14 protein-coding genes and 1 riboswitch are annotated in these 22965 nt (G+C 43.3%); of the genes, 13 read left to right on the top strand and 1 reads right to left on the bottom strand.

Annotated features, from left to right (window positions below; translation table 11 throughout):
- Window positions 1–189: 189 nt before the first annotated feature.
- Genes MHB56_RS13770 through MHB56_RS13760 form a run of 3 tightly spaced genes read left to right on the top strand, consistent with a single transcriptional unit; the run spans window position 190 to window position 3714 of the window.
- A complete protein-coding gene (locus MHB56_RS13770) occupies window positions 190–933 on the top strand; it encodes a polyphosphate polymerase domain-containing protein (RefSeq protein WP_076105108.1) in 744 nt (247 codons plus the stop codon).
- Window positions 926–1606 (top strand): DUF4956 domain-containing protein, encoded by a 681-nt coding sequence (locus MHB56_RS13765; RefSeq protein WP_341143673.1) that lies wholly within the window; start codon window positions 926–928, stop codon window positions 1604–1606. Before MHB56_RS13770 ends, MHB56_RS13765 begins: the two co-directional genes overlap by 8 nt.
- A 23-nt stretch (window positions 1607–1629) precedes the next feature.
- The gene (locus MHB56_RS13760; RefSeq protein WP_341143672.1) at window positions 1630–3714 is read left to right on the top strand and encodes a carbohydrate-binding domain-containing protein; all 2085 of its coding nucleotides are present in this window, start codon (window positions 1630–1632) and stop codon (window positions 3712–3714) included.
- Between the two features lie 64 nt (window positions 3715–3778).
- Here MHB56_RS13760 and MHB56_RS13755 read toward each other — a convergent pair whose 3' ends face one another.
- Window positions 3779–4411, bottom strand: a complete 633-nt coding sequence (locus tag MHB56_RS13755) for a TetR/AcrR family transcriptional regulator (protein WP_254847725.1) — start codon at window positions 4409–4411, stop codon at window positions 3779–3781.
- A gap of 203 nt (window positions 4412–4614) precedes the next feature.
- Here MHB56_RS13755 and MHB56_RS13750 point away from each other — a divergent pair, with 203 nt between their 5' ends.
- The 10 genes from MHB56_RS13750 to MHB56_RS13705 all read left to right on the top strand — a co-directional run bounded on the left by MHB56_RS13750 (window position 4615) and on the right by MHB56_RS13705 (window position 22960).
- Complete coding sequence (locus tag MHB56_RS13750; RefSeq protein WP_076124164.1) at window positions 4615–5376, top strand: SDR family oxidoreductase; 762 nt, start codon at window positions 4615–4617, stop codon at window positions 5374–5376.
- Between the two features lie 426 nt (window positions 5377–5802).
- Window positions 5803–6597: an alpha/beta fold hydrolase gene (locus MHB56_RS13745; protein ID WP_076181841.1), complete on the top strand. Its 795-nt coding sequence runs from the start codon at window positions 5803–5805 to the stop codon at window positions 6595–6597.
- A gap of 38 nt (window positions 6598–6635) precedes the next feature.
- Entirely contained in the window at window positions 6636–7625 is a 990-nt protein-coding gene (locus MHB56_RS13740; RefSeq protein WP_341143671.1) for a sensor domain-containing diguanylate cyclase, read from the top strand.
- 192 nt (window positions 7626–7817) lie between these two features.
- Window positions 7818–8231: a Crp/Fnr family transcriptional regulator gene (locus MHB56_RS13735; RefSeq protein ID WP_076301509.1), complete on the top strand. Its 414-nt coding sequence runs from the start codon at window positions 7818–7820 to the stop codon at window positions 8229–8231.
- A gap of 50 nt (window positions 8232–8281) precedes the next feature.
- The gene (locus MHB56_RS13730; RefSeq protein ID WP_076220768.1) at window positions 8282–9265 is read left to right on the top strand and encodes an EAL domain-containing protein; all 984 of its coding nucleotides are present in this window, start codon (window positions 8282–8284) and stop codon (window positions 9263–9265) included.
- 116 nt (window positions 9266–9381) lie between these two features.
- A complete protein-coding gene (locus MHB56_RS13725; protein ID WP_076124374.1) occupies window positions 9382–9948 on the top strand; it encodes a hypothetical protein in 567 nt (188 codons plus the stop codon).
- 157 nt (window positions 9949–10105) lie between these two features.
- A riboswitch (cyclic di-GMP riboswitch) is annotated at window positions 10106–10192 on the top strand.
- 258 nt (window positions 10193–10450) lie between these two features.
- Window positions 10451–16264: an NPCBM/NEW2 domain-containing protein gene (locus MHB56_RS13720; protein WP_341143670.1), complete on the top strand. Its 5814-nt coding sequence runs from the start codon at window positions 10451–10453 to the stop codon at window positions 16262–16264.
- 244 nt (window positions 16265–16508) lie between these two features.
- Window positions 16509–17144 carry a response regulator gene (locus tag MHB56_RS13715; protein ID WP_076124152.1) on the top strand — a complete coding sequence of 212 codons (636 nt, stop codon included), beginning with the start codon at window positions 16509–16511 and terminating at the stop codon, window positions 17142–17144.
- Window positions 17145–17228: 84 nt separating this feature from the next.
- Window positions 17229–22310, top strand: a complete 5082-nt coding sequence (locus tag MHB56_RS13710; protein ID WP_341143669.1) for an AAA family ATPase — start codon at window positions 17229–17231, stop codon at window positions 22308–22310.
- A complete protein-coding gene (locus MHB56_RS13705; RefSeq protein WP_036682266.1) occupies window positions 22307–22960 on the top strand; it encodes a response regulator transcription factor in 654 nt (217 codons plus the stop codon). The genes MHB56_RS13710 and MHB56_RS13705 overlap by 4 nt, the downstream gene beginning before the upstream one ends.
- Window positions 22961–22965 lie beyond the last annotated feature (5 nt).

The following is a 22965-nucleotide window of genomic DNA, read 5'->3' as shown; positions in this document are numbered from 1 at the left end:
TCAAGAAATCTGCAGACAACAGCGGCCGGAAGAACAACATTCACCGCAGTTACGATTTACACCTGTGTTAAGGGAATGTAAAAGATAATCAATAATTTGTAAAACCATTTAAGATTCATTAAAGGTTTGGGATCTAAGATACATTCATAAGCACACGAGACAACGATAAACAGAAAGGATTGATCACATATGGCGATTGAGGTATTCAACCGTTATGAGAACAAATATTTGTTGGACAACGAAGCCTACTATAAATTTTATAACCAATTGCTTGAATACATGGAACTAGACGATTTCAACAAGCAACATGAGTTTTACTCCATAACCAACTTATATTATGACACGGAGCACAACACCCTGATTCGTAACAGTCTTGCGAAGCCCAAGTACAAAGAGAAGCTTCGTTTAAGAGCTTACGGTGTTCCAAATCAAGATACGAAGGTGTATCTGGAAATCAAGAAGAAGGTATTTGGTCTTGTTAATAAAAGAAGAACGTCGCTCAAATTAAACGAGGCTTATGATTTTGTCGCCACCGGCATGGAACCGGAATTCAAGGATTACATGAATAAACAGGTGATTGAAGAGATCAAATATTTTCTGACACGCTATGATTTGCAGCCCAAGGTGTATCTGTCTTATGACCGAAAAGCGTTGTTCTGTAAAAACAATCGCGATCTAAGAATTACATTCGATACAAATATTCGCAGCCGCCGGTACGATCTGAAGATGGAGCACGGTGTTCATGGCGAACCCTTGCTGGAGCCGGGGCAGTGGCTTATGGAAGTAAAGGCTGAGAACACGATTCCGGTCTGGCTGGCCAAAATGCTCTCAGAGCATCAAATGTACCGTACAAGCTTCTCCAAGTACGGCAACGAATATAAAAAAATGCTGAAGAACAGTAAAACAGAACGGGAGAGTGCCCTCTATGCTTGATTCATTATTTACCGTAGCAACTAGTACAGAGTTAACGTTTACCAACGCACTGCTAACTATTTTTATAGCTATTGCTCTTGGCGGGATCATTAGCTACACCTATATGAAGACCAATGCAAGCGGCTATTCGCAAAGCTTCACACTAACAATGGTACTGCTGCCCGTAATTGTGGCCATCATCATTTTGCTTATCGGAAGTAATGTTGCCAGAGCTTTCAGTCTTGCCGGGGCGTTCTCCATCATTCGGTTTAGAAGTGCGCCGGGCGATCCGAAGGATATCACATTTGTTCTGTTCACCATGGCTTCTGGACTTGCCTGTGGAGTGGGTTCCTTTGGATATGCAGTTTTTTTCACCCTTATCCTATGCGCCCTTATGTTTATCCTTAACCGGACTAACTTTGGTGTAAGAACAACGTCGCAAAAAACATTAAAGGTAACCATCCCGGAGAGTCTGGGATATGAGGAAGCCTTCGCTGAAGTATTCAATAAATATAACGTTGGGTATGAGCTTAAAAAGATTAGAACGACTGAGCTTGGCAGTTTATATGAACTGGTCTACGCTGTAACGCTGGGTGAGGCTATAAACCAGAAGGAATTTTTGGATGCGATTCGTACCCGGAACGGTAATTTAGACCTGTCTCTGACCATGACTCCAACTGCTAATGACTATTAAGATAACGAAAGGATGGATGAAAAATGGATAAATATATAACCGGAAGTAAAGTAGGAATCTTGCTATTGTGTGCATTACTTATGTCGGCTTGCAGTACCAATGCCACAACAACACAGTCTGAAGCGGCGGCGGGTACAGTAGCAGCCTCGGGAACAACGATAACTCAGAATGGGGCTGCTACGGGAGTACAACTGGCAAGCGCCAAATTGTCCGATCTGGTGACGTTCGATGAAGAGGATTCTAATACAACTTGGACGGCTGACCAATCGACGGAAATTGCTTTGGCTGGAACAAGTGCGCTTGTTGACGGCACCGGGGCTGAGTCCAAGGATGGCTCAGTGACAATTACTGCAGCAGGAACTTATGTGCTGTCTGGTAAGTTGAGTGATGGACAGATTGTAGTTAATAATCAGGATGAAGGTACTGTGCACTTGGTACTGAACGGTGTGAACATCACGAACAGCGATAGTGCAGCAATTGATATTAAAGAAGCGGGGAAAGTGATCATTACCTTGGAAGACGGGACGGAGAACTCCGTATCTGATGGAGCAACTTACGTGTATGCCGATGAAACTACAGATGAACCGAGTGCGGCTATCTTCAGTAAAGCGGATTTAACGATTAATGGGACCGGGAAGCTGTCTGTTTCCGCTAACTATAATGACGGAATTACGAGCAAGGACGATCTGAAAATTATGGGTGGCACTATTGAAATTAAGGCTGCCGATGACGGGATTGTAGGTAAAGATCTTGTCGCTGTACAAGACGGAAATATCAGCATAACGGCAGAAGGCGATGGAATGAAATCAACCAACGATACTGAGACGGACAAAGGCTTCATAGCAATAGCAGCAGGAACATTTGATATTACGGCTGGTAATGATGGAATTCAAGCTGAGACTTCACTTGTAATAGATGGCGGAACATACACCTTAGTTACGGGTGGGGGCAACGAGAAGGGTGAAGTGAAAACAGGTGATCAAGGGCAAGGTATGGGCATGAGAGGTGGCCGAGGTCAGGGAACAGGGGATCAAGCACCAGGAACAACAGGAACAACAGGAACCTCAACATCTGAAACCAAACCAGAGACGATGCCAGAAACAAAACCGGAGATACCAACAACGGAAGCATCAACAACGACAACAACGGCAACAACTACAGAATCGGAAATACCAAGTACTAAAGGTTTGAAGGCTGGAGGAGATATTAGCGTAAACAACGGAACCTTTACCATCGATTCTGCTGATGATGCAGTGCACAGCAACAGTAACATTGCTATAGCTGATGGAGAATTCAACATCAAAACTGGCGACGATGGAATCCATGCGGATGCTTTGGTGGCGATATCTGGTGGTAAAATTGATATTACGAAGAGCTACGAAGGGATTGAAGGAGCAAACATCGAGATTTCCGGTGGCGAAGCTCATGTGGTTGCTTCTGATGATGGAGTGAATGTAGCAGGAGGTAACGATGAGGCGACTGTAGGCGGCGGGCCTCAGGAGCAGGATCAATTCAGCGATTCTGCTAGCAATATGCTAACGATTAGTGGAGGAACACTAACGGTCGATGCTTCAGGTGACGGGCTGGATTCGAACGGCTCCATCACAATGTCGGGTGGCACGGTTATTGTTAATGGACCTACCAATAGCGGTAACGGTGCACTTGATTTCGACGGTAGCTTTGAACAGAGTGGAGGAACTTTGGTGGCTGCGGGAAGTTCGGGCATGGCACAAGCACCGTCTGACACCTCTAGCCAACATGCAGTCAGCATGACTTTCCCTCAGACCCAGGAGGCTGGAACATTGGTTCATCTAGAGGACAGCGAAGGTAACTCGATCCTGACCTTTGCTCCTTCGAAGAGCTATCAAACGGTGGTGATTAGTTCACCGGATCTGAAGGACGGCGGTTCTTACACCCTCTACTCGGGAGGTACCTCGACTGGTAGTGAAGCGAACGGACTGTATACGGATGGTGAATATACAGGAGGAACAAAAGTAGTAGCGTTCGAAATTACAAGCAGCGTAACTTGGCTAAATGAATCCGGAGTAACAACCGCAAACACTAATCAAGGTCCAGGTGGCGGTGGTGGTGGAAACAGAAGACCTTAGGTTATAAATTGCATTCAAAAGCCACTCCAGCATTTTGGAGTGGCTTTTTTTAGTTTGAGATAAGTTAGTCGCCGTTAACAGGGATGGAATTCTGTTTAATCGGTTGATTTGAAGTGTTGATGATCACATTATGTGAATTAAAAGACAGAATTTCAATCAGCTGCTCTGCCATATGGTTAGCTGTATATTTAAATCCGCCTTTTACCCACTCTATGATTAATCCAAATAGAGCATAGGCGGTATAACTGGAAAACAATTCGATATTTACATTGGTATTAGTGTTATTAACTGCGACTAAGTCCCGCTTGGTGAGCTCCTTTAAGAGGTCGCAAATCCTATTTTGGAACCCTGGCAGAACATTGGAATTTATAATGATGGTATAAAAATTAGAGTAAGAGACCACATGTTCAAAAATCTTGATGCTCGAGGTGGTCAGCTCACTAACTATAAATTTATCGGTATGAAGATAGGGTTCTTTATAAGCCTTAATTAAATCCTCCAACACATCATCAATTAGCTCATTTAGAAGTTCTTCTTTGGTTTGATAATGTTTATAGAAGGTTCCGCGGTTTAAATCGGCAAGAGTAACGATATCGGTTATCGTAATGGTGCGGAAATTCTTTTTTTCCATGAGTAATATCAATGCGTTTTTAAGCTCTTTACGCGATTTGCTAGTTCTCCGATTATTTTTAAGCAACAGAAGACCACCTAACTGTCTATTTTCTAATCCTATTTGAACAGAATCCCACGTTATATATATTTATGAACATTTGGTGTCCCATTTGTATATTGATAGTTAAATTTTAGAGGATTAAACTTGAGTAGTATAAATTTTAAGCGTTAAAGAGATTTTATATATTGATATTTACATTATAGATAAACGTAAAGGAGACTTCCAACATGAAACTTCAAGACAGAGTTGCAGTGGTTACTGGGGCGGCATCGGGTATGGGGAAATCTATCGCAGAGTTGTACGCTAAAGAAGGGGCAAAAGTGATTGTAGCCGATCTGAACCTAGAAGGTGCTGAACAAGTAGCCGCAGGGATCAATAGTAACGGTGGAGTAGCTAAGGCACTGAAAGTAAATGTTGCCCTGGTTGGAGATATTGATAGCATGATTGATACCGCTGTAAAAGAATATGGCACGCTAGATATTTTAGTGAATAACGCAGGGATTATGGATGGCTTTGAGCCAGTTGGTGATATTACAGATGAACGATGGGATCTTATCTTTGATATCAATACCAAAAGTGTAATGCGGTCCACTCGTAAAGCACTGCCTATTTTTCTGGAAAAAGGAAAAGGGGTTATCGTTAATACCGCTTCTACAGGTGGGGTAAGTGGTGCCCATGCGGGAGCAACTTATACTGCCTCTAAACATGCTGTAGTAGGCTTGACGAAAAACACAGCTTTTATGTATGCCAACAAAGGGATTCGTTGTAATGCTATCGCACCAGGAGCTACTGCCACAAACATCAGTGCTTCAATGAAAAATATAAATGAATTCGGCGTGAGCCGTACGCAATTAACACAGGCTGTGATCCCTCGTGTAGGTACACCTGAAGAAATCGCACAAGTTGCGTTATTCCTGGCTTCGGATGATTCCAGTTTTGTAAACGGAGCTATCATCGCTGCTGATGCGGGTTGGACTTCTGCATTCTAAATGTTGGTTGTCTACCTCTGCCTCAACAATTTATCCACGGAGTCTTAGGGACACAGATAACGTTATTCGCAAATTTTCAGCCTTTTGAGAAGGGATTCGGACTCCAGAGACGCTATTTCATATAAATCGGCCCATATTTTGTGTTTTCGCGCCAATAGCTGCAGTGGAGTCCGATAGCAATTCAAATGTGGAATAATGGCGCATTTAAGGTCTTCTGGGTCCGCTAACCAATCTTTTGGGGCAAAATGTGATCGGATTAAACGCAGAGGTACCCCAGCACGCTACCATTTTGCCAAATGATGACCAAACGGGAGGCTACATAAAACTCCGCTAGAGATTAATCTAGCGGAGTTTTTTCTACGCTTGATATTTCCAGGGGAACCCTGCAAAATAGAGAGAATGCTAACTATAGAGGAGTTATATGAAATGAACGATGTTATGGTGCGGAATCATGTAAAAGTCATTGGAGCAGGAGAAAAAACTATCCTTTTTGCGCATGGATTTGGGTGTGATCAAAGCATGTGGCAGTTTATCACGCCGTCATTTGAGAAAAAGTATCGAATCGTTCTATTTGATTATGTAGGCTCAGGCCATTCAGATTTAAGCGCATATACATCGGATAAATATCATACTCTCCATGGTTATGTACAGGATGTACTAGATGTTATCGAAACATTTGAACTCAAGGATCTTATTTTTATAGGCCATTCTATTAGCTCTATGATCGGTTTGCTTGCTTCAATCGAGCGGCCGGATTATTTTAATAAAATGATTATGATCGGACCTTCCCCACGTTATTTAAATGAGGGAGATGCTTATTTCGGGGGCTTCGAAAAAAGTGATATTACTGAGCTTCTGGATATGATGGAGATGAATTTCGCGGGCTGGGCTAGCTTTATGGCTCCACTTGCGATGAATAATCCTGACCCAATGTTGACTAAACAGCTGGAACGAAGCTTTATTTCGGCCGACCCTATTATCGCTAGAGAATTTGCGGAAGTTACATTTTTTTCGGATCATCGAGAAGATCTGCCTAAAGCGACAGTGCCTACACTCATATTGCAATGCTCGGATGATAGTATCGTTCCTATAGAAGTAGGAGAATATTTACATAGACACATGAATAATAGTACGTTCCGGTTAATGGAGGCCAAGGGCCATTATCCACATATTAGCCATCCCCAGGAGACTATTACTTTGATTAATGAGTACCTTGGGTGAGATGGAGAAGATTATGGTGTTGAAAGGATATTTAGACAATGGATGACCGTTTAAAATATGCGCCATGCGGATATGTTTCCATTACCCATGAAGGAATGATCCTCGATGTGAATCAAACCTTTTTGGATGGGATGGGATATCAGCAGGTTGATTTGGTAAATAAACATTTTGAATCTATCATGTCTACGGCCAACAAGCTTATTTTTCATTCATACTTCTATCCTTTTATCAATCTGAATGGACATGTAGAAGAGCTATTTATCAATTTGAAGGACAGCAAGGGGCAAGCCGTGCCTTACTTGTTAAATGGTAGACGCCTTGAATGTGAAGGTGTAGAGGTCATTGATTGTATTCTCGTACAGATGGGCAAACGTATTGATTATGAGCTAGAGTTACGATCTGCGAAGAAGCAAATAGAAGAGGCGTATTGGGAAAAAGATCAGGCGCTGGCAAAGCTCAAACAAATCCACCTGGAAATCGAGCAAAAGCAAGCTGAGTTGCTGGAGATGAATGCCGTTTTAGTAGAGCTATCTACTACAGACAAGCTTACTGGATTAAAGAATAGAAGATTCCTGCAAGAAAAGCTGGAAGAGCAGATTGCAGCGTATCACCGTGATCAGGCTTCTTTTTCATTATGTATTCTAGATATTGATCACTTTAAAAATGTGAATGATACCTACGGTCATCAGATGGGTGATTATGTCCTGGAGAAATTGGCGAGTATCCTGAAGTCCCAATCTCGTAAAGAAGATATCGTAGCTAGGTATGGTGGTGAGGAGTTTATCCTTCTGCTGCCTAATACAGATTCATCGGATGCCACGGCTATAGCTGAGAGTTTACGACAATTCATAGCCAGCTCCACTTGGGAGATTGGCAGCATTACGGTAAGCATTGGCATAGCTACCTTTGAAGCAACCGATACAGACATCACTCTTCTGGAAAAAGCTGATCAAGCGCTTTACGTTTCTAAAGAACAGGGGAGAAATCGCGTTACGCATATTATGGATTTGAGTGAAAAGCTTCTTTAATTGGAGGCTTTTTTTGTTATTTATAAACGATACATCCTCTTTGCTCTAATTGCTCTAAAATGTCTGTTCCCTTCAAGCTGTAAAAGGGAATTCGGAATTTCATGAATGGATCTCCTTTGTAATTCGTATTGGCATCAAGCCTATGTGACAACGTTACGATAGAATATAACAGGATGATGATTTATTATCAGTATGTTGGCATACAAAACTATGGAATGTGGATCATACCTACATTATCTATTCGGGGATTATGGCGATCTGGAAGTGATCCATCCCTCCAATATAAGAGTGCTGTCTGCGGTGGCTATGAATGATACTGTATTATTTGAGATTAAACATGAGCCTTTTAAGCAGATGGTTGCCGATTACCCGTTGATTAAGGATCAATTGATGCTGCTGCAAATGGAGCGTTTATTTTTATCGAATCGGTTATTATATGAAATGAAATTTCATGATGCGAGAGCGCGTGATATGATCGGAACGTTAAGGGAGACGGCTACCCTTGTGCTTAAAGATCTGCAAGAACAAAAGATTATTGAGATTCAACATCAGCAGATCACCGTGTTAGACCCGGCGTATTTACTGGAGTATACGGATTTCGATTGAGAAGAGCCGTTCCGGGATTCAGAGAATCGATTATTAAAGGGGTTATGAATATGGCTTGTAATCATTGTGTAGTAAGAGATCTGAATTTTGAAATCAAGGCTCATGGTGAGCTTAATCTTAGGGTTTTACCTGAGGTTATTCATCACTTGAGTAGAAGTAATACGATACATAAGGTGGAAGAAAATGTGATTACAGTTAAGGAGGCTGGGGTGCGGGATTTTCTGGATTTCTGTAATGACCATATGGAGTCGGAGCAGGTTGAATTCCGTATAGATGACCAAACATGGAGACCTCTATCCGAATTACCCACTGTACTTGATATGGAGTGGATTGATGAGGTTATCACTAAGGGTCTTGTTACTTGCTACTTCCAACCAATTGTGAACGTAAGGGAAGAGATTTTTGCATACGAGCTCCTATCCAGATTTAAAAAAGAAGACGGATCTCTTATCTATCCTAATGAGATTTTTGCGGCGGCACGGAATCGTGGGCGTTTATATGCTTTAGACCGGTTATGTAGAATGACGGCTGTAAAATATGCTGCACCCTTAAATAAAAAAACGTTTATTAATTTTATCCCAACGTCGATCTACGCTCCAGAGTTCTGCTTAAGATCAACCGTTGAACTGGCCAATCAATTAGGCGTCGATCCTTCTCTTTTTGTCTTTGAAGTTGTTGAGACGGAGAAAGTGGATGATCTCGCTCATTTGAAAGCTATTTTGACATATTACAAGGACCGGGGATTTGAATACGCTTTAGATGATGTTGGTGAGGGCTTCAGCACGATCGAGATGTTATTGGAGCTTAAACCCCATTACATGAAGCTGGATATGAAATATGTTCAGGGTGTGTCCAGCGATCTGAACAAACAGAAAATAGCAAAGCAATTTTTAGAAAAAGCTTTAGAAATCCAATCCGTTCCTTTAGCAGAAGGTGTGGAGTTTAGAGAGGACTTTGAATGGCTTAAGCAGAGTGGTTATCAGTTGTTTCAGGGCTATTTATTTGGAAAGCCTGATCCTATTCCCAAACAGTAATCCTAATGAGTATATATCCGTCCAGAGGATGAGATGAATTTCAGGTCAGAGTCTGAGTACAGCCAACCCCCGGGGTTGTATAATTTAGGTAATTTGAAAAGGGGGACGGGATGGATATGAAATGGCATCAATTTGTAACGCGCTGGGCGGATTCTAGGGGCTTTGATGGACGAGAGATTGATTATCAATGGCCTTCTCCCTCATTTCCGGTCATCAGTATTCGCAGTAATCTAGGGCGATACTCAGGTCAAGCGTATGGCCGTGGAGGTAAACCCCGTGTGAAGACAGCCGTTGGATTAATCGCTATTGGAGATGTAGCTGTTGGCTTGATTTCCATAGGTGCGATAAGCGTGGGCGTATTATCCTTAGGAGCAATATCACTGGGAATGTGGTTAGCGATCGGAGCAATAGCACTTAGCTGGCTTGGCTTCGCAGTGGGAGCGATTGCGATTGCAGGCGTGGCTGTAGGAGCGATCGCAATCGCGGAAAAAGCGTTGGGGGCCATCGCCATAGGGGATACGGCGTTTGGTGCGATAGCGATAGGCAGGATCGCTGGGGGTGCCATAGCTATCGGACAATGGGCATATGGTGTAATCGCAGTTGGCGAACATGGTTTCGGATTAATTCCCATCACGGGCGATGTGTGGAATTGGTTCCGGCGTTTGTTTGGATCGGGGAGTTAAGTAGACCTACAGTCCTAAAGGATGCCCTTCTCTTCCGGGATAGTCGATAAATAATATCTATCACATAAGAAAAACTAATTGCAATTACCTATACTCATTTCATACCAATTAATCATGCGATCAGATCTAGGCTTATGTTACTCTTTGAATGTATTCGAAACTTCATAGGCAAACCTATGGAAATGTAGGGACGCAAAGCTATAGGGACTAAGGTTATCATAACTATTGTCAGCCAGCTGCCAAAGAGTGTGTAACGCTTTTTGTTAAAATATAAGAAAGTATAAGTTATAAAACTATACTTAATATCTTATATTTCTCGCTTAAACGCTTACCGTCCTTATAAGGACGCCGAAGGCGTTTATGCTTGTTAAGGTTTAATAAAAATTAAGTCTTAATTTTTAGGCGACTTTATACGCAATCAAGCTACTCTTTTGGGGTAGTTTTTTTTGTGCCCATTTTTGGGCACTGGAGAGATTCATATGACATCTGGGGGTAAGAAGAGATGAAGAAAATGATTGCGATCGCTACATCGGCGGCCATGTTGGCCAGTTTTTCGAGTGAGGCAGGTTATGCTTTAGCAAGTGAGGCAAGCAAGGTAAATGTAACAAAAACAGTGGCGCAAAGTAAGGTTAACTTATTAAGCAACGCCTCGGTTATTCCGTTTGAGCTGTACGGCAAGGATGCTCTAAATGCCTATAATGAGGTTTTTAGAATGAATCCAGCAAATATTAAATCCATCACAAATAACGGTGGCAACTACTCAGGCTCGCCTATAGCTAAGGCTATGGATGGGGATATGAGCACGCATTGGGAGACTGGCAAACCGAATAGTTCAACGTTTACGAATGAGGTTGTGTTTGTTTTCAATGAGTCCACTGAATTAAATAGAATGGTATACGCGGCTAGGCAATCCGGTGCTAAAGGTAAAGGTTTTGCTCAAGAATTTGATATCTACGGCTCCACTACCGATGCGGGTGATTTTACGCTCGTGTCTTCTGGAGAATATACAGGCTCAACCGGTGATGTAGTGGAGATTCAGTTCGCACCTACGGCTTTTAAGAGACTTAAATTTGTCTTCAAAAAAGCGAACCAAGATTGGGCGAGTGCTGCTGAGTTTTCTTTTTATAAAGAGGATAGTGTTTCTGCTAAAATGAAAAATTTATTTACAGATGATACCTTGAGCCAAGTTAGTGCTGCCTTTGATACGGCAGAGAAATTAACAGCTTTAGAGAATGAAGTGCAGGCACATCCACTGTATGCGCAGTTTAAAGAAGAGATAGAGAATGCAAAGATCCTTTTGGAGAACCATCAGGTAGAGGCAACGGCAGCCAAGGTTTCGAAGCTAAAAGGGTATGGAACAGCCTATGAAAATGCCTATAGCCAAGCTTATAGAATGCCGAATGCAAACGTATCAAAAGTAACGGTGAACGGTGGAAGCTACTCAGGTACGAAGCCTGAATATATGCTGGATGACCAGCCCACTACGCATTGGGAAACGAACAAAAACAATGATGCAAGCTTCACGAATGAAGTTGTGTTTGAACTAGCGCAAGCGGAAGTGCTGGACAGAGTAGCTTTTTTGGCTAGAGATAACCGCAAAGGATTCCCAGAGGCTTTTGAAATCTATGCATCAGAGACGAGTAAAGGAGAGACCTTCCAACTTGTATCTAGCGGAACCGCGATTAGTACCAATGACTTTCTGGAATTTAAATTCGAACCGACGAAGTTTAAAAGATTAAAATTTAAGTTCACAAAAGCTAATATCAACAGACCTTTTGCGGCTGAATTTAGATTTTATACAGAAGATAAAGTAAGCGAAGCTGTAAATGGTATTTTCACAGATGGAACGATGAGTGCGGTTGTGCCTGCTTATAATAACGTTGCAAAAATCAATGCACTAGAGGAAGCGGCAAAAGTACATCCGCTCTATCCAATCCTGAAAGATTCTTTGGATTTAGCTAAGAAGCTAGTGAATGGTGAAGTTCAAACCGAAGGCACCATCATTGAGGCGGAACAACGTGGAGATATGAAAAAGCATGCGCAGGAAAACCTGAGAATTGGTTTTGGTACGAACAACCAGCCTACAGGTCTCGTTGCAATGCCTGGAGATACGATCAACGTTTATGTGGATGCAGCTTCTAACGATAAGCTACCTTCTTTAGTCTTTTCTCAACAAGAGGCCGCTTGGAATGTTTGGGCTAGAGGTGTGCAATTGCGTCCAGGTAAGAACATTATAACCGTTCCTGAATTTGCTATGAATAGTTATTATGCACATGAAGTGACTAAGGGCGGCACCGTTTATATCGTAAATCCCTATACAGCAGAGGAACAAGGGAAAGCGCCATTGATCCGCTTCGAAGGTTTAGAAAAGATTCCTTTTATGACCAAGACCACGGATCCAGAACAATTCAAAACCTTCTTAATCACATACAAACAAAGACTAGACGAAGATAAAGCGGCTCATCCAAATGTTCAAGATCGTAAACTCATAGATGTGGTAGAACTGGCCAGCGATCATGTTATTTTCACAGGAACGGCGACGGAGGCGTACAACAAATATATTACGCAAGGAAATAACCCGCTGGACACCGTAACTGGGTATGACACCTGGATGAAGAGTATTTTTGCCTTCTATGGCCTGGATGGCAGTAGCGAGATTCATGATGCCAAGCTAATTCGTGAGAATATTCGCTTGATGCAGCCTTATGGTGCGATGTATGCAGCGGGAGATCATACAGGGATCCAACTTGGAACAGTAGGAACCATGTTAGGTGATTTTAACAAAGCTTATCCGGGCTGGGGACTGAATCACGAAATCGGGCATCGCTTGGCTATGGGTGAACGGGAATATGGCGAAGTAACTAATAATATGGTGTCTATGTTTATGTCTGTCGCGGCGAATTCGATAGATAATCGTATACCGTATGAATCAGATATCTATAAATATGTCCTCGAAGAAAACAAAGTGGTTATGAATCAGCAGGGCTTATTTGCACAACTCGGAGCCTATTGGCAGCTGGAGCTGGCACATCCGGGATACTGGACAGAGCTGACCAAGCTATATCGGGAGCGGAAGGTCATCCTTACCAACGGTGACAATTCTAAGCAGCAGTATTTGGTGGAGTTCTCCTCCGAAGTACTGGGATTAGATTTAAGCAGCTATTTTGCCAGACATGGCTTCACTGTGAATCCTGAGACAAAAGCGAAAGTAGCCAAGTATCCGGCACCGCAAAAGTTATGGTATTTAAATAACTCGGTGATTAATTATGAGGGAACTGGAATAGCGGATAAAAATCTGGCCATTAAGGTTAATATCACACCTAACACCACGGCTAGAACGAACACGTTAAGTTTCAGTATAGATAAAGAGCTTAAGCAAGACTTTTTAGGATATGAAGTGTATAGAAATGATGTGTTAGTTGGTTTTACAGGAACTGAGCAATTTGTGGATCAGAATGTAGATGCGAGTATCAACTATACGTACAAGATCGTCGGTTATGATAAAAAGCTGAACCCACTGAAGCCCGTACAGGTTAAAGCCTTTAAGCCAGCCTTGTCTGTTGAAGATCAGCTCACTTTAAAGCTTAATCAAACCTTTGATCCGATGAGCTATGTAAAAGCGGCTAACTATCTAGGAAACGATATTACTGCAGATGTCTCTCTGAAAGCCAATAACGTTGATGTAACGCAAAAAGGCAACTACGAAATTGTATATGAAGTGAAAAGCGAAGGGGTTACGGAAACGAAAACCACACAGGTTACGGTAACGAGCGACTACGCCTATATTTCCGATCTCAATGCCAAGTCAGTCGTTGTAGGCTGGGGTGAATTAAAGAAAGATAAAGCCGTTTCCGGGGGAATCATAACCCTTGTTCGCCAAGGATTGGCTGCGACGTACGCGAAAGGGATTGGTGTTCATGCCAACTCTGAGGTAGTTTACGATATTGAAGGTAAGGGTTACGACTTCTTTGAAAGCTACATTGGGATCGATCAAGCCATGAAAGGGAAACCTTCCTCGGCTACTTTTGCAGTGTATGTGGATGGAGAACAGAAATTTGAGAGTGATGTTTTCCGGGCAGGAACAGAGCATCAATTTGTGAAAATCCCTGTGACTGGTGCAAGAGAGGTGAAGCTGGTTACAACAGATGCTAAGGATGGCAATGCTTCAGACCATACGGTATGGGCGGATGCGAAGTTCTCAAATAATTCAAGCAAACCTACCATTACAGTACCGGAAGAGACAACCTTCGTTAAGCTGAACAGCGAATTTGATGTGTTGAGCGATGTAACAGCTTTTGATACGGAAGATGGTAACTTAATTGGAGCCGTTGAAGTGCATTCAAATGGATTCACATCAAGCAAAACAGGGACTTACAACGTCGAGTTTTCAGTTACAGACTCAGATGGGAACTCCGCTGTGCAGGCCAGAAAGATTGTTGTATACAGCGCTAGTAAATACCTGAGTGATATAGATTGGCAATCGGCAAAAACGGATTATAATGTGGTTCGAAAAGATAAGGCTAGCTCTAACAATCCGATTAAGCTGCTGGTAAATGGCGAGGTCAAAGAGTTCGCTAAGGGCTTAGGAACCCATGCCAGCTCTGAAATCGTGTATAATCTGGCGGGTGCAAACTATGAATATTTTGAAACGTATGTAGGGGTTGATAGAAATATCCCTGAGCAAAGCAACTCCAGTGTAATTTTCAAAATCTTTGCCGATGGGGCAGAGGTTTATAACAGCGGACTGATGAAATTTGGTACAGAGGCCAAGCTTGCGCGGTTACCTGTTAAGGATGTAAGTGAATTGAAGCTGGTGTTAGATAATGCAGGTAACGGAAATGCTTCAGATCACGGCGATTTTGCTGATGCGAAGTTTATGATCTTGAACAATACACCAGAGCTTACCATACCTAAATCTGTCTCAACCAAAGTGGGCCAAGCGATTGATATCAGTGAAAGCTATACGGCAATGGATTCGGAAGACGGTGACTTGACGGCTCAAGTGAAGGTCACAGGCCAAGAGCAAGTTAAATTCAACCGGGCCGGAAAGTATCCAATCACTTACACAGTAACAGATAGTGATGGAAAGACGACCACGAAGATTAGAACTATAGCCGTAGTAGACATGACGGACTTTACGTATCTGACGGATTACGACTGGAATTCTACTCAGAACAGCTATACTGCACCTTTGAAGGATAAATCTATTAGTGCAAATACGCTGAGATTAACAGATGAGAACAATCAGGTAGTGTCCTATGAAAGAGGAATTGGAGCGCACTCTAACTCGACGATTGTATACAATCTAAGCGACAAAAACGCGGACTATTTCACTTCCTATGTAGGTGTAGATAGACAAATGTACGGTTCTGTTGGTTCGGTGAGCTTTGAGGTGTTTGTCGATGGAGAGAAGAAATTCGATAGTGGGGTCATGGGTTCGAGAGATCCGCAGAAATTCATCGAATTGGATATTAATGAAGCAAAAGAACTGAAATTAGTCGTCACAGACGGGGGAAATGGCAACGGATCTGACCATGCTACATGGGGTGGAGCCAAACTACATTTCGCGAATGGAGATCACTTATTCACTAGAGATCTCGAACAGGCGATTGCAGCGGCTAAAGCAATTTCTCTAGAAGGCTTCACACCTGAGAGCATCGCGGCATTTACGTCCAGCCTCTCGATAGCAGAGACAGTGTTGGCTAACTCTTCTGTTACGCAAAGTGAAGTAGACGAAGCTGTAGCAGCGTTGCAACAAGCAACCGAAGGTTTGGTCCAAATAGATCTTACGCAACTGATTACTGTGGCGGACCCGTATTTAAGTGCTTCGATCAAGACTACATTGGGCGTAACTGGAGAATTAACATTAGGTGATATGTATAACCTTACAACGTTAACTAGCGAAACCAGAAGAGCCAGATCCTTGGAAGGTTTGCAGTACGCGAAGAACCTAGAGACACTTGATATTACTGGAAATGAAATTACAGATTTCTCCCCATTACAAGGATTAACTAAACTAACGAGCTTATTGGCCGACCCACAAATGGTAGAGGTAGGAGAATTTAAGGGACCTGTAGTTGAAGTGGCTAATCTGGTGAAAGGGCTCGATGGCAGCAAAGTGATCCCTAATTCGGCTGGGGTAAGAAACACTAGAACATCTAAAGAAATTGTGTTTGATATGAAGGAATGGGCTGCTAATCCGGATGTGTTCACTATTGACCTATCAAACGAGGAGAAAGGAACTTACATGCTGGGGTTAACTTACCAAGTCGCAGGTAATCTCGTGCAAATCATTTCTTTTATTGATAATAATTAAATTCCCAAGAAAGCAGGCGGATTGTGGTCTCTATAACCATGGTTCGCCAGTTTTTAAATGAAGGCGTTTTATGTAAAAATATCCATTTTGTCATATGACAAAAGAAATGACAACGCTCACTATAAGCGGTGTAGTCTTTTAACTATACTTAATCAGAAATGCGCCAAATTTAAATGAATACTCCAATTGAAGCTTTTTATACAAAGAAGTAAATAATGTATGCGGTTTAGAGGGAGCTGTTTCTGTGAAAATCATCATTGTAGATGATCATCCTTTAGTTAGAAGAGGGCTGGCATCTGTCATTGCAATGCAATCGGATATGCAATTTGCCGGTGAAGCTACGAATGGTCCGGAAGCACTTGATGTGATTGAAGAGACAAAGCCAGACATTGTCCTCATTGATCTTAAACTTGCTGATGAATCAGGACTGGATGTCATTAAGATAGCACGTACCCGCGGCATTGTTAGTAAATTCATACTGTTGACTTCCTCTGCGAGCAGAGAGGATTTTTTGAGGGCTGAAGAAGTGCTGGTAGACGGATATGTTCTGAAAGAGGCACTGCCGGAGGAATTACTGTTTGCTATCCAGTTGGTGTACAAAGGGAGAAAATACTATGATCCTGGTCTAATGGAAGAAAAGATGCGAATGAGCGCCAGCAGTCCAACAGATGAATTGACACCAAAAGAGAAGGAAGTCCTGATTCAGCTTGGACAAGGTGCTTGCAATAGAGTGATTGCCACACGTCTTTTTATCAGTGAATTTACGGTGAAGAAGCATGTCAGTCAGATTTTAGCGAAGCTGCAGGTTACTGACCGGACACAGGCGGCATTGTGCGCAAACGCGATAGGATTAACGAAATATGAAATGTCTTATGAGTAGAACGGCAAGATCAGATGTTATAATGGCTTTAACTACTTTGCGAGATTGAGTATTCTGTCTAATTGTAATTAGGGAGTGCTGTTGATGTTTGAATTGCCAGGATACCAAACCTTAGATCTGATAGATAATACCGCAGATATCAGGTTATACAGACTCCTACGTCAAGAGGACGGCCTGAGGGTTATCGCTAAGACAACAATAGGAGAATACCCGGGAGCTGCCATGGTCGATGCTTTTCGTCATGAGTATGACATGCTTAAGCGACTTTGCGGTCGTGGTGCAATAGAGCCGTACAGTTTGGAAATTATGGCGGACCGACCAGTCCTTCTCTTAAAAGATATAGAGGGGAGTACCCTTGGGCAGATCCTGCGTATGCCTGTTAATTCACTGGGTCTTCCAGCGCTAATTCGAATCGCTACAGCTATTGCTGATTGTCTTATGCAAATTCATCGTGAAAAAATAACACTAAATGAACTAACCCCCGCTCATCTAATCGTCAATCCCATTACTTTTGAAGTGAAATTTATTGATATAAGAATGTGTTCTACCGAAAACACCACGAGTCCTTTGTCACCGTTAGGCGGCCGGCCCGATGTTCTGCTTCCTTATATCGCTCCAGAACAAACGGGACGAACCGGAGTTAAACCGGATTACCGTTCTGACTTTTATTCGCTGGGGATCATCCTGTATGAATGTCTCTCGGGCAGCCGCCCCTTTGAGCTGCATGATGTTGTTGATATTGTATATCGTCATCTTGCAGATACACCTGAGCCTCTGCACCGCAGGTTCCCCACTATCCCTCTATCGGTCTCTGATATTGTTGGTAAATGCATGGAGAAAATGCCTGAAGCGAGGTATGCCAGCGCGTTTGGCATTAAATCGGATCTTGAGGAATGTCTATCCCGTCTAGAAGAATCCGGACATATTGAGCCTTTTCCACTAGGAAGCTGGGATATCCCAGAGCGCTGGATGGTATCAGGACGCTTCTATGGAAGACATCTTGAGCAACAAAGCTTAAGAGAAGCACTGCAACGAGCATCACAAGGTGCCGTAGAGACGGTTTGGATTAGCGGGGAGAGTGGTATCGGCAAAACAACCTTTCTGAAGGAGACCCTTACAAATACAGTCTCTTTGGATGGTTTCTTCGCCAGAGGCAAATTCGAATCCCGACATACCTCACTCCCTTATGGCATCTGGCATCAAGTCATAGAAGAGTTGGTTAGTCAGCTGCTGATGGAAACAAAGCTGCAGGTGGAGGTTTGGAGGCTGCGTATTCTACAAGCAGTGGACAATTACGGTCAGTTGCTGATCGATTTTGTTCCTAAGCTTGAACTCTTGATTGGCCCTCAACCCTCCGTGCCTCCACTGCCACCGCTGGAAGCTCAGCATCGCTTTCAATTAATCATGAGCCGATTTATTCAACTCTTTCCTCATGAGGATCATCCTTTGATCTTGGTATTGGATAATTTGCAATGGGCTGATGATACGTCGCTGCAATATCTCACTTCGCTTATAGAGAATACAGCAACGACTCATCTGCTAATCGTGCTTTCCTATCGCAATCGGGAGATTACAAGGCTGCACCCGCTCAGTAGGCTGGAAAAACATCTGATTGACCGCAACGTAGCGATGAGCAGAATTTCTTTACAAGCGCTTGAACTCACCGATTTAAAACAACTGCTACTTGATGTTATGCGTTACGAGGCAGCTGACTTGGACGAGCTGTCGCGCGTGCTGCTTCATAAGACAGATGGAAACCCGTTATTTATTAAGCAATTCCTTCAAGATTTGATAGATGATCAGCGAGTGGAATTTGATGAGAATATTCGAAGCTGGAAATGGGATCTCCAGCGTATTACTGAATTGAATGTACCCGATAACGTAGCTTCATACCTTTCAAGTAAATTGCAGCAATTTCCTGAACAGACGGTATATGCACTTAGCAGAGCCGCATTTATAGGCAGCCTATTTGATTTACGTACACTTGCTGATATTACGGAGACACCGATAGAGACATTGAACGATGCGTTGGCGGTTGCTGTACATGGGCGCTTGTTGCAGCCCGTTAACGGGGAGGAATATCCGCATTATAAGTTCCAGCACAACCGCATTCATCAGGCAGCATATACTTTTATTTCCGAAGAGGAGCGTTCCGAGCTGCATTGGAGGATTGGTCTGTTATTGCTAGGCCGAGGCCCGCTTAGTGAAGGAACGACTCTATTCGAAGCTGTCCATCATTTGAATCAGGCACTTACATGGTTAGACCGCCCTGAAGAGAGGCTTCAACTAGTAGAGCTGAACTTACAGGCAGGGATAAAAGCGAAGCAAACAACCGCACATGAGACAGCCTTGCAATATATGCTTCAGGCAACGTCATTATTAGAGGAGCAGAGCTGGGAGGCGCATTATGGGCTGACCTTCCGGGTATTCCGTGAGAGGGCGGAGCTCGAATATTTATGTTCCCATTTTGATACGGCTAATGAATTATTCCATCTGTTGATTGATAAAGCTACGACAAATATGGATAAGGCTTACGTCTACGTAATGAAGGTGCAGTTGGAAGCAAGTAATGATAACCATGAAGAGGTGATCTCCTTAGGCCAGCATACCTTATCGTTACTGAAAGTGAAGCATCAATTTGATCCTGGTTATGCTCAATTGACGCTTCAATGGTTACGATTGCGGCATAGACTCAAGAAGGTCTCACTCGAATCGCTTACTCTTTTACCTCCAATGACTGATGAAGCACGTAGAATCGCAATGTCTACTTTAGATCATTCAAGCAATGCTTGCTTTTACGTCAATCGAGAAGGGTGGCTTGCTTCTTCCTTCACCATGATTGAATTAACGCTTGATTATGGGATGACTCCGGAGGCTTCCATTGGATTCATAGGTTATGCAATGTTTCAATATTATTACTTCCGTAATGATGAAGAGACATTCAAATGGGCCATGCTGGCGTTCAGCTTATCCGAACCCTATCCGAAACAGCACATGACAACCTTAGCCGCGTTCGCCATGTGCTACGATAGCTGGCGGCATTATGATCCTGCTATGCTCCATACGTTTACCGAGAAAGCTGGTAAAGTAGGACTGGAATCAGGTGACTTATGGAAGGGAAACCAGAATGTGTTGATCAACTGTGCCTCCCTTTTGCAATTTGGTCATCCTCTCGGCGATATCTATGAGCGATTAATTACTCATTCCGGTGATTTGCTGCGCCATAACAACAGTCTTCATTGTAAGCAGGCTATTGTAGCAGCGGCCATTCTTTTTCGCTTGACAGGTTATCGCTCTATAGATGATCCCTTTCCCATCGCGGAGATTAGCGAGCCTGCTTTTGCACAGTCGGTTCATGGGGACACCTTTGATTTTATACAAGAAATGGTCTGGATCTATCAATATTTGACGGGCTATGTATTTGGGGAATACCGAGAAGCCAGTGAGGCATTAGCCAAATCAGCGGCCATTATAAAATCACGCGAAGATGGCCTAGACAGTCCCATGCAGATCATGTATGAATGTTTAGTCTGGGCTCAGTTGTATGAGGAATATAACGCTGAAGAGCAACGTACATATCGGGCAAAAATGCGTAAATGCTTGAAGAAAATGAAAAAGCTTGCCAGGCGTTGTCCGGGGAATTATCAGCATAAATATCTCTTAATGAAGGCTGAGTTAACTCGTCTATCGCGAGATCCCCGCCAAGCTGAAGCATTGTATGAGCAATCCATTGAGAACGCTCGGATCCACGGTCATATTCACGATTTAGCGATGGCAGCGGAATGTTATGGTAAATACGGGCTTCGTCATGGCAAAATGCATCTGGCAAGAATCTATATGACTGAGGCCTATGAGGCTTATCTGCAATGGGGCGCAAAGGCTAAAGCGGCTGACCTGGAGCAGCAGCATCGCCATTTGCTGCATATTAAACGAGAGCCCGGGCTCGATCGTGTGGATTCCCTTTCTGTGGTAATGTCTGCCCAAGCATTATCCGGCGAAATGGAGATGAGCCGATTATTGGCCACGCTGATGCGAATCATGCTCCACAATGCTGGGGCAGAATATGGGGCTGTTATTTTTGATCATGACGGCAAATGGATGGTGGAAGCTTATGGGACCTCAGAAGCCCAGCATATCGAATCTGTTCCACTTGGGGAAGAATCGGGGTTGGTCCCGGCAGCGATTATAGCTTACGCGGCAAGAACACAAGAACAGGTTGTATTACATGATGCACTCAGTGAAGGAATATTTACACGTAATACTTACGTTAGGAATAATAGACTGAAATCGGTTCTATGTCTCCCCATCATGAATCAGAATAAATTGGTTTGCCTGCTCTATTTGGAGAATAATCTATCGCCGGGTGTATTTACTCCAAGCAGACTCGATGTGCTCAAGCTGCTTGGTTCACAATGCGCAATCTCAATCGCTAATGCCAAGCTGTATTCGGGAATCCAATATCTCAAAAAAAATCTGGAGGATCAGGTGGTAGAAAGAACTCGTAGCCTGGAGCGTTCGATGCGTGAAACATCTGCGGCTTTGGCCGAAGCTACTGTTTTTGAGGAACGCAATCGTATTGCCCAAGAGATTCATGATATTGTCGGGCATACCCTGACATCGACGATTCTGCAGATTGAAGCTGGCAAGCGGCTGCTTCAGAAGAAGGAGATAGACAGCGGCTTTCAGCGTCTGGCTGAGGCCCAGGATCTTGTGCGGCATAGCTTGAATGAAATCCGCGGCTCTGTCCATATGCTGAAAGAGGACAGGTATTCTGATCTAACCGTGATGCTGAAGCAGTTGATTCGAGATACAGAACGCAATGCAGGCGTTGTTGTTCATGCAGTTATTTATGATCTGCCGGAAGCCATGTCAACAGCCTATAAAAAGGCAATCTATCATGCTTTGCAGGAGGGCTTAACTAATGGGATCAGACATGGGAAGAGTGTGGAGTTCCATTTTAGTCTGGAGTCTGTTGGAGCGAACTTGCAGTTTAGACTCAAGGATTGTGGGCTAGGGATGAGTCCAATCGTGATGGGATTTGGACTTAGGACGATGAAGGAACGGGTTGAGCAGCTGGGAGGCAGCTTATCCATCGATTCAGAAATGGATGAAGGCTGTTTACTGGAGATTGATCTGCCCATGCGAAGGGTTGTGGATAGAACATGAGTAAAATAAAAATTGTAATTGCCGATGATCAATTGTTGACGCGGGAAGGACTTCGCACCATTTTGGATCTGGAAGATGATATGGAAGTGGTTGGTGCTGCCAAGAATGGAGAAGAAGCTTGCGAGATGGTTGAGGCACTCCAGCCTGATCTGGTGCTGCTCGATATTCAAATGCCAGTTATGGATGGCCTTAGCGCCTTGAAACGAATAAAGCAGATTCGCCCGAACATCTTCATTCTGATTCTGACTACTTTTATAGAGACTGATTATATTGTAGAGGGAATGGCCTACGGAGCAAGCGGTTATATGCTGAAGGACATGGATGCAGATAAAATGATCGCTTCGATTCATGATACGTTATCCGGGCAATTTATTCTGCCAGCTCCGGTAGCAGCCAAACTGGCATCGAGGATGAACAGGTTAACAGAGGACTATGAACACTGGCAAAGATCGGGTCTGGATCGTATCAGTCTGACAGAACGGGAAGAGGAGCTGGCACAGCTCATTATCCGGGGACTGAACAACCGTGAAATCGCCGATACATTACATATTGCGGAAGGTACGGCGCGCAATTATATTAGCAATCTTTACAGCAAATTAGAAGTGGTTGATCGGGCCCAAGCAATTGTGCGACTGCAGGCTATTTTGTAATAATT

It is taken from the genome of Paenibacillus sp. FSL H8-0315 (assembly GCF_038005365.1).
Classification (GTDB): domain Bacteria; phylum Bacillota; class Bacilli; order Paenibacillales; family Paenibacillaceae; genus Paenibacillus_AQ; species Paenibacillus_AQ odorifer.
Note: the sequence above shows the minus strand (reverse complement) of the source record. Positions and strands in the feature narration are given on the sequence as shown.